Consider the following 21,333-nt stretch of genomic DNA (forward strand, 5'->3'; position numbering starts at 1 on the left):
TTTCTCTTAAGCTACTCCATACCCTGTATACGGACGCTTATACGGCGGATGTAAACCGAGAATAATATTTTCTTTCGGCACACCAATTTCTACTAATTCCCGCGCAATATCTACATCAGTCATATTACGCTGAATCCAAATCTTTCCATCTTTAATATCCAAATGGATGATACAGTTGTAAACTCGCTTAAATCCCTCCCAGCCCACTTCTAAAAGCTGGTAGTGGTCATGTTCTGTATCAAACACAAGCTGAGACTCAATGTCTGAATTGCCAATCTCAAAAGTAGCGTGAGACGTTAATATTTGGCGGATGCTTTGACGGTATCGTTCTATTCTTTCCATTCGACAATCACCTCCTGAAGTGGATCATAACTCACCAACTTCACTTGATAAAGCTTGACAGCTTCCTGAGTGAATCGCTCCTGAAAAAACGACTCAAATGTATCGACGGGAACTGCTAAATATAATGTTCTATCTGGTTCACTCATTTGTAATGCAAGGCGATAGTTCAAAAACTGCCCCAGTGCTGAGTGAAAGTTAGTGATGACAGAGCTATTAAGAAAGCTTTTGATTTCAACTGCTATTTTTCGCCCTGCCTTATCAGCTGCAAGGATTTTTCTGCCGCTAAATCAATCTCAAACTTTACACGCTCAATTTTGATTTTTAGCGGATCTGCTGTAATTACCCATTGCTCTTTTAACAATGCTTGTTTGACAGCATCATGGAATAGGTCTTTGGCAGCCATTTCTCCTCACATAGAAGCGATCGCACAATATTTAATTTTCACTGGCTAATTTCCGGCGCAATTCCCGAATAGCAGCACTAGTATTACGTTCGTAGGCAATTTTCAAAGACTCTGTAACTACCTCTGACACATTGATGTTAGGAAAATAGCGGCTACTAGTTTCAACAGTGTAGACATCGCCTTGCAATCTGTAAATCACAAGCTGGTTTTTCTTGAACAACCAAACTTCTGGTACTCCATAAGACAGATAGTCATTTACATCGGTGTAGCTGGTGATATCTATCTCTACCACTAAATCGGGGGATGGATCAACGCCCCAATTGATGCGATCTTTACCTGCGATTGCCTCCCAGTTTTCAATATAAAAACAGTAATCTGGTTCTATACCACTTTCCTGTGGCAGTTCCATTGTGATTGGGGTAAATGCTTCGTATTCTCGTCCTAGATGATCGAGCAAAACTTTGACTACATCTGCAATTACACTTACTTTTCGCCCATATTCTGGTAGCGGTGCCATCAAAAGAATTTCTCCATCTCGGTATTTAATGCGGGGAGAGGAGCGATCGCCTAGTTGTTCATTCAGTGCTTGATAGTCTTGCCAACTTCCAAGTAGGCGTATTACTGCGCCTGGGGACAAATGGATTGTATCGGGTGTGACAACAGCAAACATAGAACTTGAACCTCCATCTCCACTGTAATAGTTAAATATCAACTGCTACGGCTAAAAAATACAGCAGCAACAATAATAAAACCTAAAAGTGCTAAAGGAACCCAAAGATTAGGAATATCTGACAAACTCATATTTAATTACGAATTACGAATTACGAATTATATTAAGCCAATACCTCCTTTAGCAAATTCTTCAACAGTTTTCTGTGAGAATTCGTGAGTTGCGATCGCTTGTAACATTGCCAATGGTAAAGTCAAATGATCCGCCCCAGCTTGCAATGAAGCGGCTGCTTCTTCGGGAGATTTGATACTAGCTGCCAAGATTTTTGTATCACTGCTTTTGAGTACGCTAGCCATATCTCGCACCAAAGCAATACCATCACCTAACAACCGTGTAGCGCGATTTACATAAGCTATGGCAATTTTAGCTCCTGCTTCCCGTGCTACTGCTGCCTGTGCTGCACTGTAAATTGCTGTCACTGAACAGGTAATTTTTGGTGATAGACTTGCCACTACTTCAAAACCTAAGGATGTTGCGGGAATCTTCAAAATTGTTTGTGAACCAATAATCTCGAAAGCTTTTCTACCTTCAGCTAACATCCCAGCTTTATCAGATGCTACAAGTTGATAGTATAACGGGCCATTCGTCAAGGCGACCAATTTTTTGAGCGTGGTTTCTGGTGGGGTATCGCTTTGAGACAACAGCGTGGGATTTGTGGTAATGCCTTTCACCCATCCCCAAAGCTTAACAACTTCAGCTTCAGATGCGATCGCTGAGTCTAGATATAGTGCCATAATCTTTCCTGAATAGATGGTTAAAATTAATTCACCAGATGTGTAACTTAGACTTTCTTACGTAACAAAATATTCTGCACTATTTCCTAGCCCTTGGCATACCATTAATTCAGGACTGCCATTGGGAGGTAGTTCAGGAGCAAAATATTTTCCAAATCTATATCCCGAAGATGTTCATAATTATATTCGACGTAATGAGCTTTTCTTTGATGGCAAAGATTATCCTCAATCTTGGATGGAACGTTGAAAAGGCTGTTCCAGAACATCAATGTCACAGCGAAGCACGAGTCCGTAAACGTCGTCCAAAAGCTGCTTACCGCTTACCCCTTCATGATCAAACCCCGGCATGAATTACGCAAGCAATTCCAAACCGCTTAAATTACAAGTGTTTCGGCTTTTCTTATTGCTATTCAGTTCTCAGAGTGATTGCACAGTGAGCGATCGCGCAGCGACTGTGCAGGAGTTTCGCCTTTCTCAACTGCTGTGTTAGTTTTCAGATAATCCTGCACCAACTTGCAACCATAAGTCAGTGCATTTATATGGAGAATTCGCTGCAAATTCCAAAGAATGAGCGTGTTGTCATCACCCCCTGAAGCTAGAAAACTCCCGTCGGGGCTGATAGCAATTTGCCTAATCGCTGCGGTATGTCCTTGTAGGGTCGTTATTTCTGTACCATCAAGCTTCCAAAGTTTGACAGTACCATCTACGCTACCAGAAGCAAGTATTTTTCCATTGGGACTAAACGCAACTCCCCAAATCGCAGCACTGTGACCAATGAAAGTTTTCAGCAACTTCCCATCCAGTGTCCACAATTTAACGGTATTGTCACCACTTCCAGAAGCTACCATTTTACTGTCAGGGCTAAAAGCAACTCTCCATACTGCCGCCGAGTGTCCTACAAGAGTTCTGAACAATCTGCCATCAAGTGTCCATAGCTTAACAGTACTGTCGCCACTGGCTGAAGCAATGAATCGACCGTTTGGACTAAATACAACTTGCCACACTTCGGCCTGATGTCCTTTGAGAATCTGTAATGCAGGCTGATCGTGCCGCCATATCTGAACAATCTTATCAACAATTGCGATCGCAACTGTTTGACCATCAGGACTTAATAGCGCTCCGATGATTTTGCTATAAGGAACTTTGTAAGTAGCAACATTGGTGCCGTCTGGCTTCTTGAGTTTTATCGTATCATTGTTAATTTTAAGAGCAATTAATTTACCATCTCCACTGAATGAAACCTGAGAGATTGAGCCTCTAGATTCAGTCCAAGTTTTGAGCAATTTGCCTTGGCGACTCCAAAATTTCGCAGTATTTTCGTGGCTGGCTGTGGCTATGGTTGAACTGTCGGAGGTGATAGCAATTGACCAAATCCCGGACTGATGGGCAATGATAGACTTTTGGAATGGGTTCTCAGTCTGCCAGAGTCTGACAACGTTTTCTGCGCCTGCGGTTGCAATAAAGCTGCCGTCTTTGCTAAAAGTTACTCCCCAAACGGATGCAGTGTGCCCTCTGAGTGTCCTCAGTGCTGTACCATCAATGTTCCAAAGTTTAATTGTTTTGTCGAGACTAGCGGAGGCAATAGTCTGACCATCGGGACTAAAGGCAATTTTCCAAATCCCGGCACTGTGTCCTTGAAGAGTTTGATATTGGTGGTAGCTTCCATCTGTGCTATTTCGCTGCCAAAGTTTGACAGTTTTATCTTCACTTGATGAAGCAATAGTCTTACCATCAGGGCTGAAAGCTACCGCTACAACCCAACTACTGTGACCTTGAAGAGTTTGTACTATCTTGGCATTTTGCCAACCTCTAGTGTTTCGTTTCCAGAGTTTTACTGTTTTGTCTAGATTTGTGGCAGCAAGAAGCTGACCATCGGGACTAAATGCTACTCCGCTAAATCCCTCTGTGTAAGCTTGAAAGGTGTTGAGCCTTGTACCGTCTCGCTTCCAAACTATCACCGTTTTGTCCCAACTCGTAGAGGCAAGGAACTGACCATCGGGACTAAAAGCTACTCCCCAAATCAAAGCCGTGTGACCTTTAAAAGTTTTTAGCAGCTCACCGTTAAGCTTCCACAGTTTAATAGTGCCATCTTCACCCGCCGAGGCGAGTGTTTGACCATCAGGGCTAAAATTGACTGTCCTAACTGCTCCCTTATGACCTTTGAGAGTTGCAACTAGTGTACCATCACGTCGCCAAAGCTTGATTGTTTGATCTACACTTGCTGAGGCTATTAGAGAACTGTCAGGACTGACATCCACAGATAGAACAGCTGCTGTGTGACCAGAAAAACGGTTGTACTCATCTGCACCATAAACTGCTTGTTGCAGTGCATTCTCCACTTGAGGTGCAAGATTTATATTTAATTTACCTAATTTTTGCAGTCTTTTTTTTGCTCTGATTGCTTCTACAAGTGCATCCAATTTGCGATTTGAGGCAAACAATCCAACAGAAGAAGATATAAGTGCTTGAATTTCACTGTTTCTAGCTTGAGTTTCGCTTTTTTGAGTCTGGCGATACAAAATGAAAGTTCCTATTCCCAAACTACTAGAAACGAACAACCCAATACTTACTGCAACTAGTAAATATCTCTGTAATAAAGCCGTTCTTTTCTCTTGTGCTAGTCGTGCTTCTACCTCTAAAGCAATTTTTTTCTCTTGTTCGAGTCGTGCTTCTACCTCTTTGGCCCGTGCTGCCTCTAATGCCATTTGCACTTCACGCCTGCCGCATTCAATACTTGCGGCTAAAAATTGATAATCTAAATCGCTCAGACTCTTGCCTTGCGACCAATTTTGAGTATCTTTTAAGGCTTGTCCTCGCAACAGACGCGATTCATCTTTGTAACGCGATGCTACCCAAGCGTTAAATGTTTGCGAGTAGGGGCGGAGATTATCTAGTTGTCTTAACACCCATTGGGCATTAAAAACATTTCGATAGATAGGATTTTTAATTTTGAGATAGCCGTTGTGTTTTTCTATTAAACCGGACAACAACAGTTGTGTCTGTTCTCGACTATCATCACTTGGAACAGAATGAAGAGGCAAAGGGGAAAACTCTTCTCCCCCTTGTAATACCTGTTGATAAATACCCAACAACCGCCCTGCCTGTTGTTCGTCAAATAGCAGGCGATCGCGAATAGTACGCAAATGTTCGGGTTCGTCTTGTGACTGCCAATTTTGAATAATCTGCGATCGCACTAATTGCTCAACCCATAATGCTTCTATACCTGGAGGTAGAGTAATCTTCCCTCTAGTAGTTTCAAAGGCTACTTGAGTAATTAAGTTACAGAGTTTTTGTGTCAAAAAGGGTTGTCCGCCTGTCCAATAAATAACCTCTTGCAGTATTGCTTGTGGTTGACTGACTACTTCTTCTAATCCTAGAAGCAAGGGCGTCGCTTCATCTAGTCCAAAACCCTGTAACTCAATTGCTTCACCAAGGTTAAAGGGCGTGCGGCGTTTATCAGCAATTAAGTCGGAGGGACTTGCTACACCAAATAGTGCAAATCCCAAGCGTTCAAAGTTTGAGTTATACGGCCGTAAATTATAGCACTGACGAATCCAAGCAAAAAAGTCGTTAATTGGGAAACTTAAACTCAATAGGCTATCAATCTCATCAATAAAGATAAAAATGCGTTTGGCTTTGCCGTCTCGCAGAGAATCACTTTTAATATTTGGTAGTAAGATATCTTCAACAAATAGCTGTAGTTTTTGCACCGAGGAAATACCTGCTTGCATTTCCCACCAGCGCTGAAAATCAATTTTTGACGCTAATTTTAAGCTATATAATAAGCTGATAATAATGCCTTTGTACCATTGATCTGGTGTAGTATCTTCAATACCCAAGCGAGTCATATCTAAGTAAACACAGCTATGCCCTTCTTGCTTCAGACGATAACTTGTGCGTTGTAGTAACGATGACTTACCCATCTGACGGGAGTTGAAGACATAACAGAAATTTCCAGCTTTCAAACTGGCATAGAGTTGTTCATCTGCCTGACGTGTAACGTATGTGGGGTCGTCACTACGAAGGCTACCCCCTACTTGATATCTCATATCTAAGTGTAATTATCAAACAAAGACCTTAACATAATGACTAGTAATTTGTAGATAATTTATTAAAAGTAAATGTTATAAATTTTACAGCATAACTTTATGTAATAATTCAGTTTATTCTATGGAAGTAGTCAAATCGTCTTGTTTCCTGCTTTTTATCGAAAGAGAGATAATAACTGCGTTATATGAAAAATACCTGAAAAAAGCTAGCATCAATTCTTAGAAAGACCGCAAATTTCAATTTCTTCTGTTTTTAAGTAGAACTCATCCAGGATAAAGTAAATGACTTCAATCAAAACATTGCTAATAAAATAAACCCCAATAATCTGCACAATTCTAGGGGTATAAGCACTTATCCAAGCAATAGGTTCTATTTCTGGAACAACAAGATTTACTATGCAAACATAGAGGACGTATTCCAAAGATTTTTTGAGGAGGGGAATTAAATGGCGTAAACGCTCGTATAAACGCAGTAGATTGTCAGAATTGGAGTATTTAAGACTTAATGCATCAAGAGTATCAACGATGGTAGCAACAGCCTTAATAATTAGTAAACCAATTGTAATTATGATGTATATTTTTAAGGCAATGTAAATATATTTGGTAACAACTTCTGGGATGTAAAGAAATCTAGCACAGATGATCAAAGAAGATACCCAGATAGCATGAATAATTCTTTTTAAGACTTTAAAAAAAGCCTTAATACTCTCATCGTTAGCTTTTATTTTATCGGCTTGCTTTGCGTAATTGCAGACCCAATCTATACCCTGCTTTAACGGTGGGATGCTAAATTTAACTAGCAATAGCAAACTCACACTTCTTAAGCTTGCCGTAAAAATATTGATCCAAAATTGGGTAGGAAGACTATGAATTAGATTAAGTTGAAATTCCTGAATTTTTCCATCTCGATAAATCACCATCCCATTCACACCAACCAGCACCAGACACATAATCACACAAATTAAAATTAAAATTTTGCTGATGCTGCGGCGCAGGAAAGTGATGTTTGCAGTTCTTCCTTGAAGGAAAGAAACTTTAGTGACCTGCTTGAATATTATACCAATTAGCCAGTTCAACAGCGAGAAAATAATTATTAAAAATATGACTTCGCCCAGAATAATTAGTATATTATTCATTTTATAAATATCAGTTGGTTAATTTATTAAATTTGAGCAGGGAACTAGGACAAACGTACTTAAAATTTGCCTTTATCTGTGTGCATGGATGTAGTCTACAAAGTGAAATCTTGGACGAAGCCAGAATCTCAGCCAAGTATAAGCTCCTAGACCTAGTAGTGCGATCGCAATTAAGGGTAAACTACCTCTTTGTTTTTTTTTGAGAATTTATTATTTAGCAGATGCAATTTATAAATGAAAGAATTATTGCCCAGGTTTATAATTACTATTTACCCATTAAATTCTTTTTATAATTGCTGATGTACTGCTATTGGTATTTAAGCATTTAGATATTCTCAACAAAGAAGTGAAAATGCAAGGAAAGTTAAGAAAGTTAAGAAAGTTAGCAAAAAATTATTTTAAACTGAAAATAGATTATAGCTAAATACTTGATATCAAACAGCTGTTAACTGCTCTTGTTGAAAACACGGAACTAAAATTTTCTCGAATTTGCTCCTGTACTACTGTGATGCTTAGGTTGGGCTGCGCCTACGCAGTACCTGATATTGAGTGAGTGCCTAATAATTGCTTTATCAAACAATTGTCGATAGCTGTTTTGCAAAATATGTCTGGTATAGTCCGTAACGGGGTAAGACGCGATCGCCCTCAAAGCGAATTAATCCCAAACCTTCAAGCTTGTAAGTGTCAATAGGATTAAGAGAAATACCTTGCTTTGCTGCCAGAATTTCAGCATAAGTCTTTGCCAGTCTGGGATTTTTTTGCAGTTGGATCAACTGTCGCCATAAATGATCGCGGTAGATGCCACCATTGGCGATCGCTTCCTCTATTATTTCTTGCAGGGTCATTTCTTGAGACTTAAGATAGTATAAACTAACATGAATTAGTGCTGGATGTCCCCCTATTAGTGACATTAGTTGAGCAAAATCTTTAGCTTTAAATGAATCTAAACTATACCGCCTAGCTAAATCTTCTACTTGTGGTTGAGTAAAATCGTTCAGACGAATAGGTAGACCAATATTAAAAGGAGAAAGGTTAATATCCATAGAGATGTACCCTTCGGTTGAGTAAACCATTACTAACCTCAGTTTTTGCCAGTTGGGATTGTGTCGTGCTTCCTCACACCATGATCGCAACAAAGCAAAAAACTCGTGACAAATGTGAGGATATTCAAAAAAACGGTCAATTTCATTCAACACTAAAACCACTGGGCTTTGACATTGTTCGAGCAAATAGTTTTCTAAATAGAAGCCGCTACTCAAGTTGTAGCCAATTTGTTCATTCCACTTTTCCTTGAGGTTGGGATCAATACCTAATTGAGTTGCAATTTTCCAGCAAAGACGACGCAACAGTTTATTTAAATCAGTTAGACACTCACTATCGAATTGGTAGCAATTCAGATTCACAGTCTGATATCCAAGTTTGTGTGCAAAGGCACAAAGCCGCAACACAAGAGAACTTTTACCCATCTGTTTGGGGGATCTAATCCGAATCACGCAGCCACTAGTAGTTACTTCTCGATAAACCTTTTTCTCTAGTAGAGGACGTTCAATATAAAAGTGAGAATTTAAAGGTACGGGGCCATCCGGGTATGACAAAAGATTTTCTATCTGTTCAGTTTGTGTGTGATGTTCTTCAACAAATGAGGTTAATTCAGAACGTTGAGATAAATTTTTTTTTATATTTGCAATAGGCAATAATTCAGATGTTTCAGTCTCATTTAGTCTGTTGACTATGGCGTAGTCTTCGCTGTGTAATTCTAAATTAAAAGCGCTAAAGCAGAGTTTTATAGTTTTTTGATCTACACTTTCACTTAAAGACCATAATTTACTCAAAGTTCTAGTAGAAACATTAATGCGTGAGCTTATTTCTTCTAAACTCAAGTGTTCGCCTTTATTTTCTACTATCTCCACAGAAAGAATTGCTGATTGTAACCGTTTAATTCCTGTGGATGTTAGTACAACTCCTCGTTGACGTTTAGTTTTACACATTGCTGTTTTAAGTACTTTGTTATCAATGAGTGTCACAACATTTCTTTTTACATACTGGAGCTATAATCCTACGTAGTAATTTTTGATACGCTTTTGTTTCATTTTTTCTTAAAATCCATAGGAACTCTAATCAACTAAGTTACATTATATAAGCTTGATAGTAAACGCCGACATCAATTATCTATTTCTCCTACTTTTCCTACTTTTCCTACTTTTCCACTCGGTGTTTTAATGGTTGTCTTGCAAAAACTCTCTGAAAAAATGAAGACCTTGTATTTGCATAAATTTTTACAAATGTGATTGAATAAATAATGTAATATTTTTAATTTATAACAGTTAAGACAGTTAAGCAAACATTTAAATAACCTTCATATAGCAGTTTAATAACTTTACACTGGTTTTATAATGTTTACTAAGCCCCGACTGTGCAATAGAGATAACCCACAATGGCTTTCAAAACCATGAGCAATTTTATGACTTTCCATAATTGATGCCAAAATTACGGTATTGAAGTTAGTTAGAACTTAATAAAAGAGCGGAATATTTTTAATAAGCTATAGGACGAGCGCGGGCAGTGGTGTATATCAAGCGCTACAGCACAAATATCAAGTAGTTGAAAGCATTTATATTCCAACAGATTAGTACTAACAATTTCTCGACCAAATAATCATAAGTAATCACAATCTATACTGTGTCTGCTGCTCAGAGAATTGCATATCAAGAAATATCAAAAAATATAAGTATTTTAGCGATCGCTTTTTGGAGAAAAACTTTTTGGTTTACTGTTTAACCGCACATGATATGACAGATGTATTCTGATTACTAGCTCCTATCAAGAAAAGAAAAGATTTTCTAACTGTCTTGATACCCATTGAGGAGTGAAAACATTCCGATAGATCGGATTTTTAATTCTCAGATAGCCGTTATAATCTTCCACCAAACCAGATAGCAACAGTTCTGTCTGTTCTTCACTATTATCGGTTGGTATCAAGTTATCTATCGGGTTCCTATTCCTTAGTTCCTCTACTTGTAACACCCGTTGATAAATATTTAATAGCTTTCCTGCTTTGTGTTCGTCAAAAAGTAAGCGATCTCTTATGGTACGGAGATGTTCAGGTTCATCTTGGAATTCCCAATGTTGAATAATACGCGATCGCACTAATTGTTCTACCCAGAATCCTTCAGCACCGTTCGGTATAGTAATCGTTCCTTTATAACTTTCCAAAGCAACTTGCACAACTAACTGACAAAGCTTTTGCGTGAGAAACGGCTGTCCTCTTGTCCAATGAATAATATACTGCAATATTGGCTGTGGCTGACTCACTACTTCTTTTAGACCTTCAAGTAGGGGCATAGCTTCATGTAATTGAAAGTCACGTAAGTTAATCGCTTGACCAATGTTAAAGGGAGTTCGATGTCGATCAACAATTAGGTTAGATGGACTAGCTACACCAAACAAAGCAAAACCCAAACGTTGAAAACTTGGGTTGTGTGCTTGCTGCTCATAACAGTAACAAATCCAGATAAAAAAATCGTTGACTGGAAAATTCAAACTTAGCAGGCTATTAATATTATCAATAAAGATGAAAATACGATTATTTTGAATTTCTCTCAGCAACACCTGTTCAACAAATTGATACAGTCTTTGTACAGGAGCAAGCTCTGATTGTTGCTCCCACCAACTTCCAAAGTTGACATGTTTTGTTAGATTTGACTTGTGAAACAAGCTGAAAATAATGTTTTTATACCATTGTATAGCTGTAATTTGATTAGTACCTAATAGAGCTAAATTCAGATAAACACATGTATGATTTTCTTTTTCTAAGCGATGAATAGTCCGGTATAGTAGAGATGATTTGCCTGTTTGGTGGCACTTGAAGACATAACAAAAATCTCCTGTTTTTAATCCAGTATAAAGTTGTTCATCTGCTTGACGGACAATATATGTAGAGTCATCATACTTCAGGCTACCACCGACTTGATATCTCATAATCAAGTCAATCATTATAAATGAGGATATTTCTACTTTTAGAAACGATACTATTAACTATAAATAATAATCTCATACTATTTAATTATGATTTACATTATTTTTACTGTTGTTTAAATTTCGCTTGTCTTACATTTGCTTGCATTTTTTAACAGCAATCGCATTGTTTCAATAAAAATTATGTGTTTTTAGATAACTAGAGAGCGAGCGCTCAAAAAATAGTGCCAAAGTTAATCACTATATTGCAGACTTATCTTCTCTTAGCTAAAAATAAAAATCAAGGAAAGTTAAGACATTTAACTAAATTATTGAGATTGGCAATAGATTTTTTCCCATACCCAGGATAACAGCAGTTTTTGGGGTTTGTCAGAATAAACAAGTGCAAGCCTATTCCCGAAATTATCAGACCAAAGCCAATTCTACCGTTGAGCCAGACGCTTGGAGGGAATGCTCGAAGAACTAAGACGTTTTTGGGTTTGAGACTTAGGGGTAATATTTGAGCGCACCTTGTTGTTAAATACAAAACCAGTAGCAGTAGTTGGCTACAAATGCGACAATGAGCAAAGTTATATTACTGGTAGTACTGATTATGGGTGGTGTACCAGTCGAAACCCGATTGTTGTCAATCAACAGGATTATAAGGATGAAAAAATTCAAGACTCAAGTATTTTTCAGCTTGACAGGTGCATTTTTGGCAGTAGGATATTCCAGTTTGCTAGCTACAGAAATTACCATACAGAGTAGGTCAAACCTCAGAAAGCATTTATTAACACAATCAGAAATCAACCCTAATGTCAATGAGTATCTGGATAAAAATAAACCGGAAAGTTATAACGCTTTGAAAAAGCAGTTAGATGCAGCGATTGAGGATGCAAAAAGACCGAGTGAAGAGAAAGTGGTAAAAAATCTTTGGTCATTGTCAAAAAGTAATAAGCAAATAAAATGGAGAGAAAATAACGGTAAAATTGAATATCTGATGGCGAATTGGAAATATGTCAAAAACCCAAGTGAGGATTGGAAAGTAGGTAAAAAAAAAAGTATAGAAGCACGGACTTGGTTAACAGCCGTTCCTCAAGTTAAAGAATTTTGTCAAAACTGTAAGGGAATCGGCATAAATATTCCCGGTGATATCATGCTTTCTCTGAGGTTACAGCAGTATTTAGGTTTAATTTTAAATAGAAACTCAAATAAGACGCATTTTGTAGAAATGTGGGTGAAAGCCGAAGATTTAAGTAGACCATGTGTTGATCCAGAAATTAATGATTCTAGTTGTAATGTTTTACGTATACCGATTACTGTTAATTATCCGATTTTGCAAGAGATATACACAACTTCTTATGCAGTTGGTAGTCAAGAACATTATCCTTGGACAGGTTTAGGTTACACCTATGATTGGGGAAATCCAAAAAAACCTCGTGAGGGAGCTAGTGAGTTTCTGATCAACGGAACTAAAGAAAAACCGATAGAAGTAGAGGTTGTTTCTGTCACATCTACGAAAGAATATTGTAATAATCAATATTTATTGTCAGATATGAAATAATCTCACACAGAGGCGCAGAGAAAAGCGATAATTGCTTTGGCACTACAAATTCACTGCTTGCTCCGGCGTAGCCCCAAAAAGTGAGTAATCAAATCTACTTGCTCTAGATCAGAATTTAGAATATCCATTGTCAGATTAGGTGGTAAACCGCACATTTTGACTTGCTCAATGTCACTACTGAGAAATCCGAGTAGGAGTCGGGATAATAAATAGTTAGACATCAATAACAAAGTGTTCGACTATGAAAGTTCTTGAAACAGAGCGTTTAGTTCTTCGTCGGCTGACAGTTGAAGATAGCGAGTTCATTCTTGAGATATTGAATGACCCTTTATGGTTGCGTTTTATTGGTGATAAAGGTGTGAGAACCTTTAATGATGCTCGTGAATATATTTTGAAGAATCCAGTTGCTATGTATAAGCGTCTCGGCTTCGGGCTTTATTTGGTTGAGCTAAAGGGGAAGAGCGTTTCGATTGGAATTTGCGGTTTGATAAAAAGAGATTCTTTGGAGGATGTGGATATTGGGTTTGCCTTTCTTCCTAAGTTCCGGGGAAAAGGATACGCCTATGAATCTGCTTCTGCTGTCATGATGTATGGGAGAAAAACCTTCGGCTTAAGTCGTATTGTAGCTATCACTACACCGGACAATTATAGTTCAGCAAAGCTGCTCAAAAAACTAGGACTAAGCTTTGAGCGAATGATTAAACTATCTGATGATAGTAAAAGTGTTAGTTTGTTCATTTCTGATGTCTAATAATTACGGTGCAGCAGATTGAAGAATTAATTACGGTAGCTGGAGTAGTAATTAAGCCTTTCAGCACCGTAAAAGCACAGACCTATCTAGGGCTTGCTGAAAAAGTCAGACGTGGAAATGCGCCAATCCTGATCCAAATGAATAGCCCAAAGCTTTAAAATATTCTAACCTTAACTACTCAAGCAGTTTTACTTAATAATTGCAGAATAAATTGGAGTGGAATTTCTACCCAATCAGAGCGATTATTTAGTTCATAGCCTAGTGCATCAATGGCTTGTTCTAGAAGATAAGCAAAAAGTAACACATCTAGTTCTTCTGTTGTGTTTGGAAGGAAAGATTCTTGATTAACAGTTTCTAAATAAGAGTTCAAAAAGCTAGTACTGACCCAGGTATACCAAAACTGTCCCCATTGTTCTATAAGGGGGAAATTTTCAGGCAGGATCATCCCAGATTTTTTTTGATAGCCTAGAGCTTCGTTAACTGCATAGTTGAAAGATAGCAACATTCCTGCGACATCTTGTAAAGGCGATCGCTTGATGCGTCGTTCGCTTAAACTGCGATCTGCTTTGCCTTCAAAATTAGTAATCAAGAAGTCTTTTCCTGTGTAAAATACTTGCTCCAGTTGGTAGTTTCCATGATAACGAGTCCGCAATGCGGTAATTTTTTGTCTGACAACTAACTGAAAGCGTTCTAAAATTTCCTGTTGGCTATTAAGAACTTCTAATGCTAATGGTTGAGTATTGTTCGGCAAGTACTCTATTCGTTCTTTTAACAACCGAAATATTTGTCCGGTTAAGTTACGTGCATTTTGATATATCGAACGTTGATATAGTGATGAAAAAGATTCTGGAGCAAAGTCTGAACTATCTGTATTTGTAGCCAGCGCTATATGGAATTGGGCTGTGGATTTACCCAGCAATTCAACACTTTGTAGGTAAGAAGTGATAGTTGCAATTGCCAATTCTGGAATCTCAATTCTCTGTAAATCCAACAAAGAACCTGATGGCAGAGGCACTTCGGTAATAGTGGCGTGTTCTGTAGTCACTAAATCAAAGTATTTTTGCAAACTATCAAGGGTGTAGTCCCAACCACTGCGAATATCTGGAATAAACTCTTGTAATATGCCTATAGTTGTAGGTAGAGCAGTTTTATTGCCTGTTTTATTTGCACGGCGGTACTCTAAAGCACCAGCTAGGAAAACTGAGTTTTGCAAGCCTTTTTTCTGGTATAGGAAACGCCGCATTTCTAAATCTGGGTGCAAACCCTCCTCGACTTTACGGAAGAGTTTCAACAACAAGTGATCGCCATATACTATATAAGTATTGGTTTGTTCTTCTTTATTCAGAATAGTCGGCTCATGATTGGTTAACTGTCGGCGCAATTCGGAGAATGAATCAGTAGTAGTGCCAAATAATTCTCCGGTTATCCCTTTATAAGAGTGATGATTACTGATCGCATCATCTAGCAGTGAGGTAAGAAAGTTCTTGTCTGCTAAAGCATCAAATAAAATTCCAACTTCTTGAGTACTGGATGGATTTGTGTCTGTTTTGCCTTGTACTCCAAGCCGTGCAATCACAGCTTGCGGCATTTCTGCCAAAAGATGGGTTGCTTGCTCACCTTCTGCATAAGCGAGAAATAACAGATAAGTTTCTTGGTTTCCCTGAGTATAATCTACCTGTAACCAAACAATTTGAGCTATCTGCTGGTTATAGGGTAAAGAAATCGCTTCAATGATTTGTACTGATTGTACAGTCCGAGTTTTGCCGCCAAACCAGCTACAGGTATAGAGGTAATCCCGCAGCGTTGATTCTAGAATGCTTTTTGACTCTCGTTGCGAAATCACATTTTGCCATGAACTATTTACCACCAGATAGCTCAAGTCTGCTTGGGGTTTAAGAGAATGCGTCAAGCTAGGTTTACGTTGTAAGGTGAACCAGTAAAACCCGTAAGGACTTAAGCTGAGGAAATAAGGTGATTCTGTAATCGCTGGAAACTCAGTGGAACCAAAAATTTCTACTGGTAGTAGCCCATTGAAGCTTGATAAATCTAACGCCACCGTTTGCACATAACGAGATAAATTTGCTACTACCAAGATTTGTTCTTCAGAAGCAATCCGGCTGAAGGCAAAAACTTTGCGATTATTAGACTGTAGCAATTCAAAACGCCCTTCACCCAATGCCGGAAACCGTTTGCGTGTTGCAATTAAACGTTTCATCCAATACCAGAGAGAATTGGTATTAGTCCGTTGTGCCTCGACGTTGAGTGCTTCGTAGTGATATTCTGAGTCAACGATCACGGGTAGATACAAGCGTTGCGGGTTGGCGCGACTAAAACCGGCGTTGCGGTCAGAACTCCACTGCATAGGTGTGCGAACACCATTGCGATCGCCTAGATAAACGTTATCTCCCATGCCAATTTCATCACCGTAGTAAAGTACGGGGGTTCCTGGTAGAGATAACAGTAAACTATTGAGTAACTCTATTTGGCGGCGATCGTTGCCCAAAAGTGGCGCTAATCTGCGGCGGATGCCTAAATTTACCCGCATCATTGGGTCTTGTGCATAGGCCCCATACATAAAATCGCGGTCTTCATCTGTCACCATTTCTAGAGTCAGTTCGTCATGGTTGCGGAGGAACAATGCCCACTGACAGTTATCAGGAATCGATGGAGTTTGCTGGAGAATATCTACAATCGGGAAATTATCTTCCATCCGCACTGCCATAAACAAGCGCGGCATTAGGGGAAAATGAAAGTTCATGTGACACTCATCCCCTGCACCGTAATATTGAGCTGCATCTTCAGGCCATTGATTCGCCTCAGCTAGCAACATCCGGTTAGGAAATTTTGCGTCGATGTGCGATCGCAACTCCTTCAAAAACGCATGGGTTTCGGGTAAGTTTTCGCAGTTTGTTCCTTCCCGTTCGTAGAGATAAGGTACAGCATCCATACGAAGTCCATCTACACCCATCTCCAACCAAAAATCTAGAACATCAAATACTGCCTGCCGCACCAAGGGATTATCATAATTCAAATCAGGCTGATGCGAATAGAAACGATGCCAGCAATAAGCTTGGGCAATTGAATCCCAAGCCCAGTTAGATGTCTCAAAATCTTGGAAGATTATTCGCGCTTCTTGGTATTTCTCAGGAGTATCGCTCCAAACATAAAAATCTCGCTCCTGGCTGCCTTTTGGTGCGCGACGTGCTTTTTGAAACCAAGGATGTTGGTCAGAGGTATGGTTGATAATTAACTCAATAATTACACGAATACCGCGTTGATGAGCAGCGCTCAGAAACGCCTTAAAATCTTCCAACGTGCCATAAATAGGATTGACACTAGTATAATCGGCAATATCGTAACCATCGTCCCTGAGTGGTGAAGGGAAAAAAGGTAACAACCAGATGGCAGTAATACCTAAATCTTGTAAGTAATCTAGTTTTTCTGTCAGTCCTTGAAAATCACCAATACCATCACCATTACTGTCGGCAAATGTGCGAACACCTAGTTCGTAGATTATTGCATTTTTGAACCATAATGGGTCATCTTTCAAGTTAAAATTTGACATTTTTTAAGAGATATGCGAATGCATATCTAAATAGAACTATATTTTTACTTGATACAATCGCTGAGATGATCAGCTTATTTAGCTTATACGAGTAATGTATACATTTTCTTACTTAAATCATAAAACTACCATTAGTGGTAAAAATTCTATCAAATCAATAATTGAGTTGTTCGCACGTCCGGCTATGCTGGCTGTTAGGGCTAAACTGAGCGCAGTTCACGCTCCAGAAAGCGGTGTTCACTGTCATTTGTTACCAGCACGAGCGCAAGCGCGTAGCTCTATGCGGCTTCTTGATCGGCTTTGATGCGGCGCAGCAAAAATGACGCTCCTACGGACGCTCGTTCCGACGTTCGTTCCTCACTAACGCTGCGCTATCGCAATTAAAAAACTTAGATATAGCAAGGTTTTCAGGGTTTACATCTGCATCAAATTTTTCCGTTAAATGGTATCACGCCGGGAGTCGTGCAGCCAATACTTTTCGGATAAACCCAATAATCTCTCTTTTGGTCTGGGGAAAGGTTAAAGGGCAAAGGGGAAAGGTAAATTCAAACCCTTTCCCTTTTCCCTTTCCCCTTTAACCGAAAAGTATTGGTCGTGCAGCAACATGAGTGCAACTGGTTGACCTCGACCCGAACGGAAGCAACGCGATTTTGTGAGGTCAGGAAAAAAAGTGCGATGCCTGCGGCGGTGGGGAGCGATCGCAGGAATATCGGACAACGCCTCTGTCAAACAACGCAGTTGCTGGTCAAATATGAAATATAAGGTGAGATTTAATAACTGAAGTCTTGAAATATGAAAAGATAGTCACATAAGGAAAGCGCTGAGTTAGCAGCGCAGTTAGGAAATCGGTAGGTTTATACAATAATGCTAGTATGCTGGCACTAACTGTATAGACTGATCAAAAAGCTAGGTTAATAGCGATAAAAAATATCCCTATTAACCTAGCTTTTCATCCTTGTATTTGCCTAGCTTGCCGCCGAAGGCATTGCTTTCCCCCTCCCATTCGCCTCTCCTTGATCTAATACCCGATGTGGTCAAGCCAGAGTCAATGCAACAAAATACGCGGTTAGCTATAGGGAAGGGGTAAAGGTATGGAATTTTCCCTTGCCCTTCAACATGCAAACATGCATCCCAATATTTTGGCATTTGTTACTTTTGCAAGATGTCTTTTGAATTAAGCAATCCCAACGCCGCCTGTTACACCATAAACTTCCCCGGTGATGTAGCTGCCTTCTTGGGAAGCAAGCAACACATACACAGGAGCAATTTCTACAGGTTGCCCAGGTCTTTTGAGCGGAACTTCAGAACCAAATTTCTCGATCTTGTCCTGGGTCTGACCACCACTCGGCTGTAGCGGTGTCCAGAATGGGCCGGGTGCGACCGCATTAACACGCACTCCCTTGTGGATCATCTGTTTGGCGAGAGATTTGCTGAAATTCTCAATGCCGGCTTTGGTCATCGCATAGTCAAGCAAACTCGCTGAAGGTTGATATGCCTGAATCGAAGTGGTGTTAATAATTGATGCTCCGGGCAAAAGATGTGGAACGGCTGCTTTGGTAATCCAAAATAGCGCGTAGAGGTTTGTCTTCATCACTTTATCAAAATGCTCAGTCGTGATATCGTTAATTGAAGGGTAAGATGTCTGTGCGCCAGCATTGTTCACGAGAATATCTAAACCGTTCAAAGATTGCACTGCATCTGTCACCAGCTTTTGGCAAAAATGCTCGTCGGTGATGTCACCCGGAAGCGCAACTGCTTTGCGCCCTGATTGTTCAATCAATTGGATCACCTCTTGAGCATCAGCCTCTTCGCTCTTAAGATAGCCGATCGCCACATCAGCACCTTCTCGCGCAAATGCGATCGCAACAGCGCGCCCGATACCAGAATCAGCTCCCGTGACTAATGCCTTCCGACCTACAAGCTTTCCACATCCAACGTAGCTCTGCTCACCGTGATCCGGTTGGGGCTGCATCTTTTGAGCAAGTCCTGGTATGGGCTGCGGTTGTTGGGGAAAGGGCGGAGCGGGATATTGCTGCCGGGGGTCTTGCATCTCTAATCGATCGTCTTTCATCACTTGGTTTTTTTGATAGTTTTTGCAATTCAAGACTCAAGTATTAAGTATTGAGGAGAACGATTCCTCACCCTTTTAGTAGAATAATGTTCCAGAGTATGCAAGACTTAAGTGCGGGCTACTCTCCATTGGTTTGGTTCCATACACCAGGCGCGATCGCTATGTTCAAAATCTGTTCAAAAGTGAGATAATTCAGGGATTACACTCTAGACTTACAGGTTTTAGCCACCCCCATACGAGCAATTCTTCTTGAAAGCTGACACGGAAGCACTTTCATTCCAGCGATGCTGTACCACTTCGTGGATCTTGCTACGCAAAGCGTCTCTAAGAGTTGGCTGGCTGCGCCTACGCATTCTACTTTGAGCATCTCTGTTTCATTTTTTGTACCCTCTCATTTACAATAATATGTCTTCTAGAAAACTCCAGTTTTCAAGATGGATGAGGTTTAGGTAAATTCTCATGCAATGTGCTTCTCCCTTGAATACATAGTACTTTCAAGCTGCATTGTTAATCGCGCTACTCAATTGCTACTCAAAAGCACCATTTTTACTCTGATTTTTTGTGATCAGCAGGTGCGATCGCGCTACTCAAATGCTACTCATTGGGAACGATACCATAGGCGATACAGCCTCTAAGTGACAAAAACGGAATTATGGAAATTAATCGAGAGGCGATAGATGTTTCTGAGCTATCAGAGAAAAATCAAAATTTACTGATAGCACTATTAGAACGGATAGAAAAACTAGAATATAGAGTTGAGGAATTAGAAAAAACTAAGGAAGAATTTGACGAGTGGAAGGACGCTAAAAGCGCCCTTGCAGACTATTAGAGGACAAAAACGGAATTATGACTACACCTGATGTGATTAAAAATTTTAATTGGATAAAAAAACCTACCCGCCGCAAACAAGCTGAAGAAGCCCATCAACTTTTTGTAAAAAATGCTAGCAGCATTGAAAAAGGGCATATTTTTGCACGGCGGTATCACGATCTTATTGATGAAATATCAATTGAGCAAGCAGCACCAGAAGAATTGGACTCTACCAATATTGATTATCAAGATCCACGCAAATACCCTGATTGCGGCTGAATGTGGCGAAATGGAGAATTATGACTCAGCATACTGAATCACTAGTAATTAATCGGTTAAATACTATTTCCTATCACCTTACTTATTTTGGTGAAAACCTTAGCAAGATTGATCAAGTTATTGATTTACTAGAAGATTTACAAGAGGATTTAAATGAAACGGGTGATTTAAATCATATGAATGATTATGTTTCTGGTTCCCTTGCAAGGCTAAAATCATTAAAAATAGATTTGTCCAATGACATCTCAATGATTAAAAATCAATTGTCTTTATTTGTCAAATTTGAATGAAAAATGGGGTTGCTCGGAACAGGCTCAAGTAGCCCAAGTGACAAAATGGAGATTTTGTACCCTGCTCCCTACTCCCCACAAATCACTAGAGTGAATCCCCAGTGAGTAATCTGGGTAGGTTAGGTGGGTAATGCTCATTGCCAAACATGAAGTACATTAAATCGCAATATCCTAAAATGAATGAGCAGTGTTGCTACGACAAAGCTATAGCTGATTTGCTCAGAGATAGACGTTAATCATCTTCACGATTTAATATTCCTTTGCCTATTAAATATGCCTTTATCTCAAGTAAGTCTTTATCTTGAGAATCGAATCGTCTATCCTGTTCTTTAAATAATATTGTTAAATTATCAGTTAAAGTCTTTAGATTATTTTTTAAATGTCCAAAATCCCGCTCGGCTGCATATTTTCGTTTGATGCTATTAGTAAAAAATATGATAGCCCAAGTCACATTTCCACCTAAAGCTAATACAAAAGTTAAAATCACAATTGGATCATTAGGTAGTTTCATATTAGGAATAAATGTATTCAGTAACCTTAACTTTGGCAGTCGTTGTCACCACTCCCGTGCAAATGCCTACAACCGCGTTTTGACTGGAATTATCATCTAAAAACTTCTCACTAGGAGCAAGCGTAAAATCATAGTTACTGGCAG

Annotated in this window: 19 protein-coding genes and 1 pseudogene; 7 read left to right on the top strand and 13 right to left on the bottom strand. The window is 39.4% G+C overall.

Going from position 1 to position 21,333, the window contains the following annotated elements:
- Nucleotides 1–6: 6 nt before the first annotated feature.
- The 4 genes and pseudogenes from RMY00_RS22640 to RMY00_RS22655 form a co-directional block, all read right to left on the bottom strand.
- Nucleotides 7–342 (bottom strand): XisI protein, encoded by a 336-nt coding sequence (locus RMY00_RS22640; RefSeq protein ID WP_322649687.1) that lies wholly within the window; start codon nt 340–342, stop codon nt 7–9.
- Nucleotides 330–745 (bottom strand): annotated as a pseudogene (locus RMY00_RS22645) (XisH family protein). Before RMY00_RS22645 ends, RMY00_RS22640 begins: the two are co-directional and overlap by 13 nt.
- A gap of 31 nt (nt 746–776) precedes the next feature.
- Nucleotides 777–1,415 (bottom strand): Uma2 family endonuclease, encoded by a 639-nt coding sequence (locus tag RMY00_RS22650; protein ID WP_322649688.1) that lies wholly within the window; start codon nt 1,413–1,415, stop codon nt 777–779.
- Nucleotides 1,416–1,573: 158 nt separating this feature from the next.
- A complete protein-coding gene (locus RMY00_RS22655; protein WP_322649689.1) occupies nt 1,574–2,209 on the bottom strand; it encodes a transaldolase family protein in 636 nt (211 codons plus the stop codon).
- A gap of 194 nt (nt 2,210–2,403) precedes the next feature.
- On the opposite strand from RMY00_RS22655, the gene RMY00_RS22660 reads away from it, so the two are divergent.
- Complete coding sequence (locus RMY00_RS22660; protein ID WP_322649690.1) at nt 2,404–2,559, top strand: hypothetical protein; 156 nt, start codon at nt 2,404–2,406, stop codon at nt 2,557–2,559.
- Nucleotides 2,560–2,619: 60 nt separating this feature from the next.
- Here RMY00_RS22660 and RMY00_RS22665 read toward each other — a convergent pair whose 3' ends face one another.
- The 4 genes from RMY00_RS22665 to RMY00_RS22680 all read right to left on the bottom strand — a co-directional run bounded on the left by RMY00_RS22665 (nt 2,620) and on the right by RMY00_RS22680 (nt 11,387).
- Entirely contained in the window at nt 2,620–6,258 is a 3,639-nt protein-coding gene (locus RMY00_RS22665) for an AAA-like domain-containing protein (protein ID WP_322649691.1), read from the bottom strand.
- 212 nt (nt 6,259–6,470) lie between these two features.
- Entirely contained in the window at nt 6,471–7,394 is a 924-nt protein-coding gene (locus RMY00_RS22670) for a hypothetical protein (protein ID WP_322649692.1), read from the bottom strand.
- A 572-nt stretch (nt 7,395–7,966) separates the two neighbouring features.
- The gene (locus RMY00_RS22675) at nt 7,967–9,382 is read right to left on the bottom strand and encodes an AAA-like domain-containing protein (RefSeq protein ID WP_322649693.1); all 1,416 of its coding nucleotides are present in this window, start codon (nt 9,380–9,382) and stop codon (nt 7,967–7,969) included.
- Between the two features lie 832 nt (nt 9,383–10,214).
- Nucleotides 10,215–11,387, bottom strand: coding sequence for an AAA-like domain-containing protein (locus RMY00_RS22680; protein ID WP_322649694.1), 1,173 nt, complete (start codon nt 11,385–11,387; stop codon nt 10,215–10,217).
- Nucleotides 11,388–12,015: 628 nt separating this feature from the next.
- On the opposite strand from RMY00_RS22680, the gene RMY00_RS22685 reads away from it, so the two are divergent.
- Nucleotides 12,016–12,912, top strand: a complete 897-nt coding sequence (locus RMY00_RS22685; protein WP_322649695.1) for a hypothetical protein — start codon at nt 12,016–12,018, stop codon at nt 12,910–12,912.
- Between the two features lie 50 nt (nt 12,913–12,962).
- Here the strand turns inward: RMY00_RS22685 and RMY00_RS22690 are convergent, their stop codons facing one another.
- A complete protein-coding gene (locus RMY00_RS22690) occupies nt 12,963–13,133 on the bottom strand; it encodes a hypothetical protein (protein ID WP_322649696.1) in 171 nt (56 codons plus the stop codon).
- Nucleotides 13,134–13,153: 20 nt separating this feature from the next.
- On the opposite strand from RMY00_RS22690, the gene RMY00_RS22695 reads away from it, so the two are divergent.
- Nucleotides 13,154–13,663 (top strand): GNAT family N-acetyltransferase, encoded by a 510-nt coding sequence (locus RMY00_RS22695; RefSeq protein WP_322649697.1) that lies wholly within the window; start codon nt 13,154–13,156, stop codon nt 13,661–13,663.
- A gap of 178 nt (nt 13,664–13,841) precedes the next feature.
- Here the strand turns inward: RMY00_RS22695 and treS are convergent, their stop codons facing one another.
- Nucleotides 13,842–17,228, bottom strand: coding sequence for a maltose alpha-D-glucosyltransferase (gene treS, locus RMY00_RS22700; RefSeq protein WP_322649698.1), 3,387 nt, complete (start codon nt 17,226–17,228; stop codon nt 13,842–13,844).
- 94 nt (nt 17,229–17,322) lie between these two features.
- Here treS and RMY00_RS22705 point away from each other — a divergent pair, with 94 nt between their 5' ends.
- Nucleotides 17,323–17,532, top strand: coding sequence for a hypothetical protein (locus tag RMY00_RS22705; RefSeq protein ID WP_322649699.1), 210 nt, complete (start codon nt 17,323–17,325; stop codon nt 17,530–17,532).
- 215 nt (nt 17,533–17,747) lie between these two features.
- On the opposite strand, the gene RMY00_RS22710 is transcribed toward RMY00_RS22705, so the two are convergent.
- The gene (locus RMY00_RS22710; protein WP_322649700.1) at nt 17,748–17,957 is read right to left on the bottom strand and encodes a hypothetical protein; all 210 of its coding nucleotides are present in this window, start codon (nt 17,955–17,957) and stop codon (nt 17,748–17,750) included.
- A gap of 445 nt (nt 17,958–18,402) precedes the next feature.
- The gene (locus RMY00_RS22715; protein WP_322649701.1) at nt 18,403–19,299 is read right to left on the bottom strand and encodes an SDR family oxidoreductase; all 897 of its coding nucleotides are present in this window, start codon (nt 19,297–19,299) and stop codon (nt 18,403–18,405) included.
- A gap of 652 nt (nt 19,300–19,951) precedes the next feature.
- On the opposite strand from RMY00_RS22715, the gene RMY00_RS22720 reads away from it, so the two are divergent.
- The 3 genes from RMY00_RS22720 to RMY00_RS22730 are packed head-to-tail and all read left to right on the top strand — an operon-like array spanning nt 19,952 to nt 20,678.
- Nucleotides 19,952–20,128, top strand: a complete 177-nt coding sequence (locus tag RMY00_RS22720) for a hypothetical protein (protein ID WP_322649702.1) — start codon at nt 19,952–19,954, stop codon at nt 20,126–20,128.
- A gap of 17 nt (nt 20,129–20,145) precedes the next feature.
- Nucleotides 20,146–20,388, top strand: coding sequence for a hypothetical protein (locus tag RMY00_RS22725; RefSeq protein WP_322649703.1), 243 nt, complete (start codon nt 20,146–20,148; stop codon nt 20,386–20,388).
- A 20-nt stretch (nt 20,389–20,408) separates the two neighbouring features.
- On the top strand, nt 20,409–20,678 hold the full coding sequence (locus RMY00_RS22730) for a hypothetical protein (RefSeq protein WP_322649704.1): 270 nt from the start codon (nt 20,409–20,411) through the stop codon (nt 20,676–20,678).
- A gap of 232 nt (nt 20,679–20,910) precedes the next feature.
- Here the strand turns inward: RMY00_RS22730 and RMY00_RS22735 are convergent, their stop codons facing one another.
- Complete coding sequence (locus RMY00_RS22735; protein WP_322649705.1) at nt 20,911–21,189, bottom strand: hypothetical protein; 279 nt, start codon at nt 21,187–21,189, stop codon at nt 20,911–20,913.
- Nucleotides 21,190–21,333: the final 144 nt, after the last annotated feature.

Origin of the sequence: Nostoc sp. ChiVER01 (assembly GCF_034531155.1) — a bacterium.
In the GTDB taxonomy this organism is placed as follows: domain Bacteria; phylum Cyanobacteriota; class Cyanobacteriia; order Cyanobacteriales; family Nostocaceae; genus Nostoc.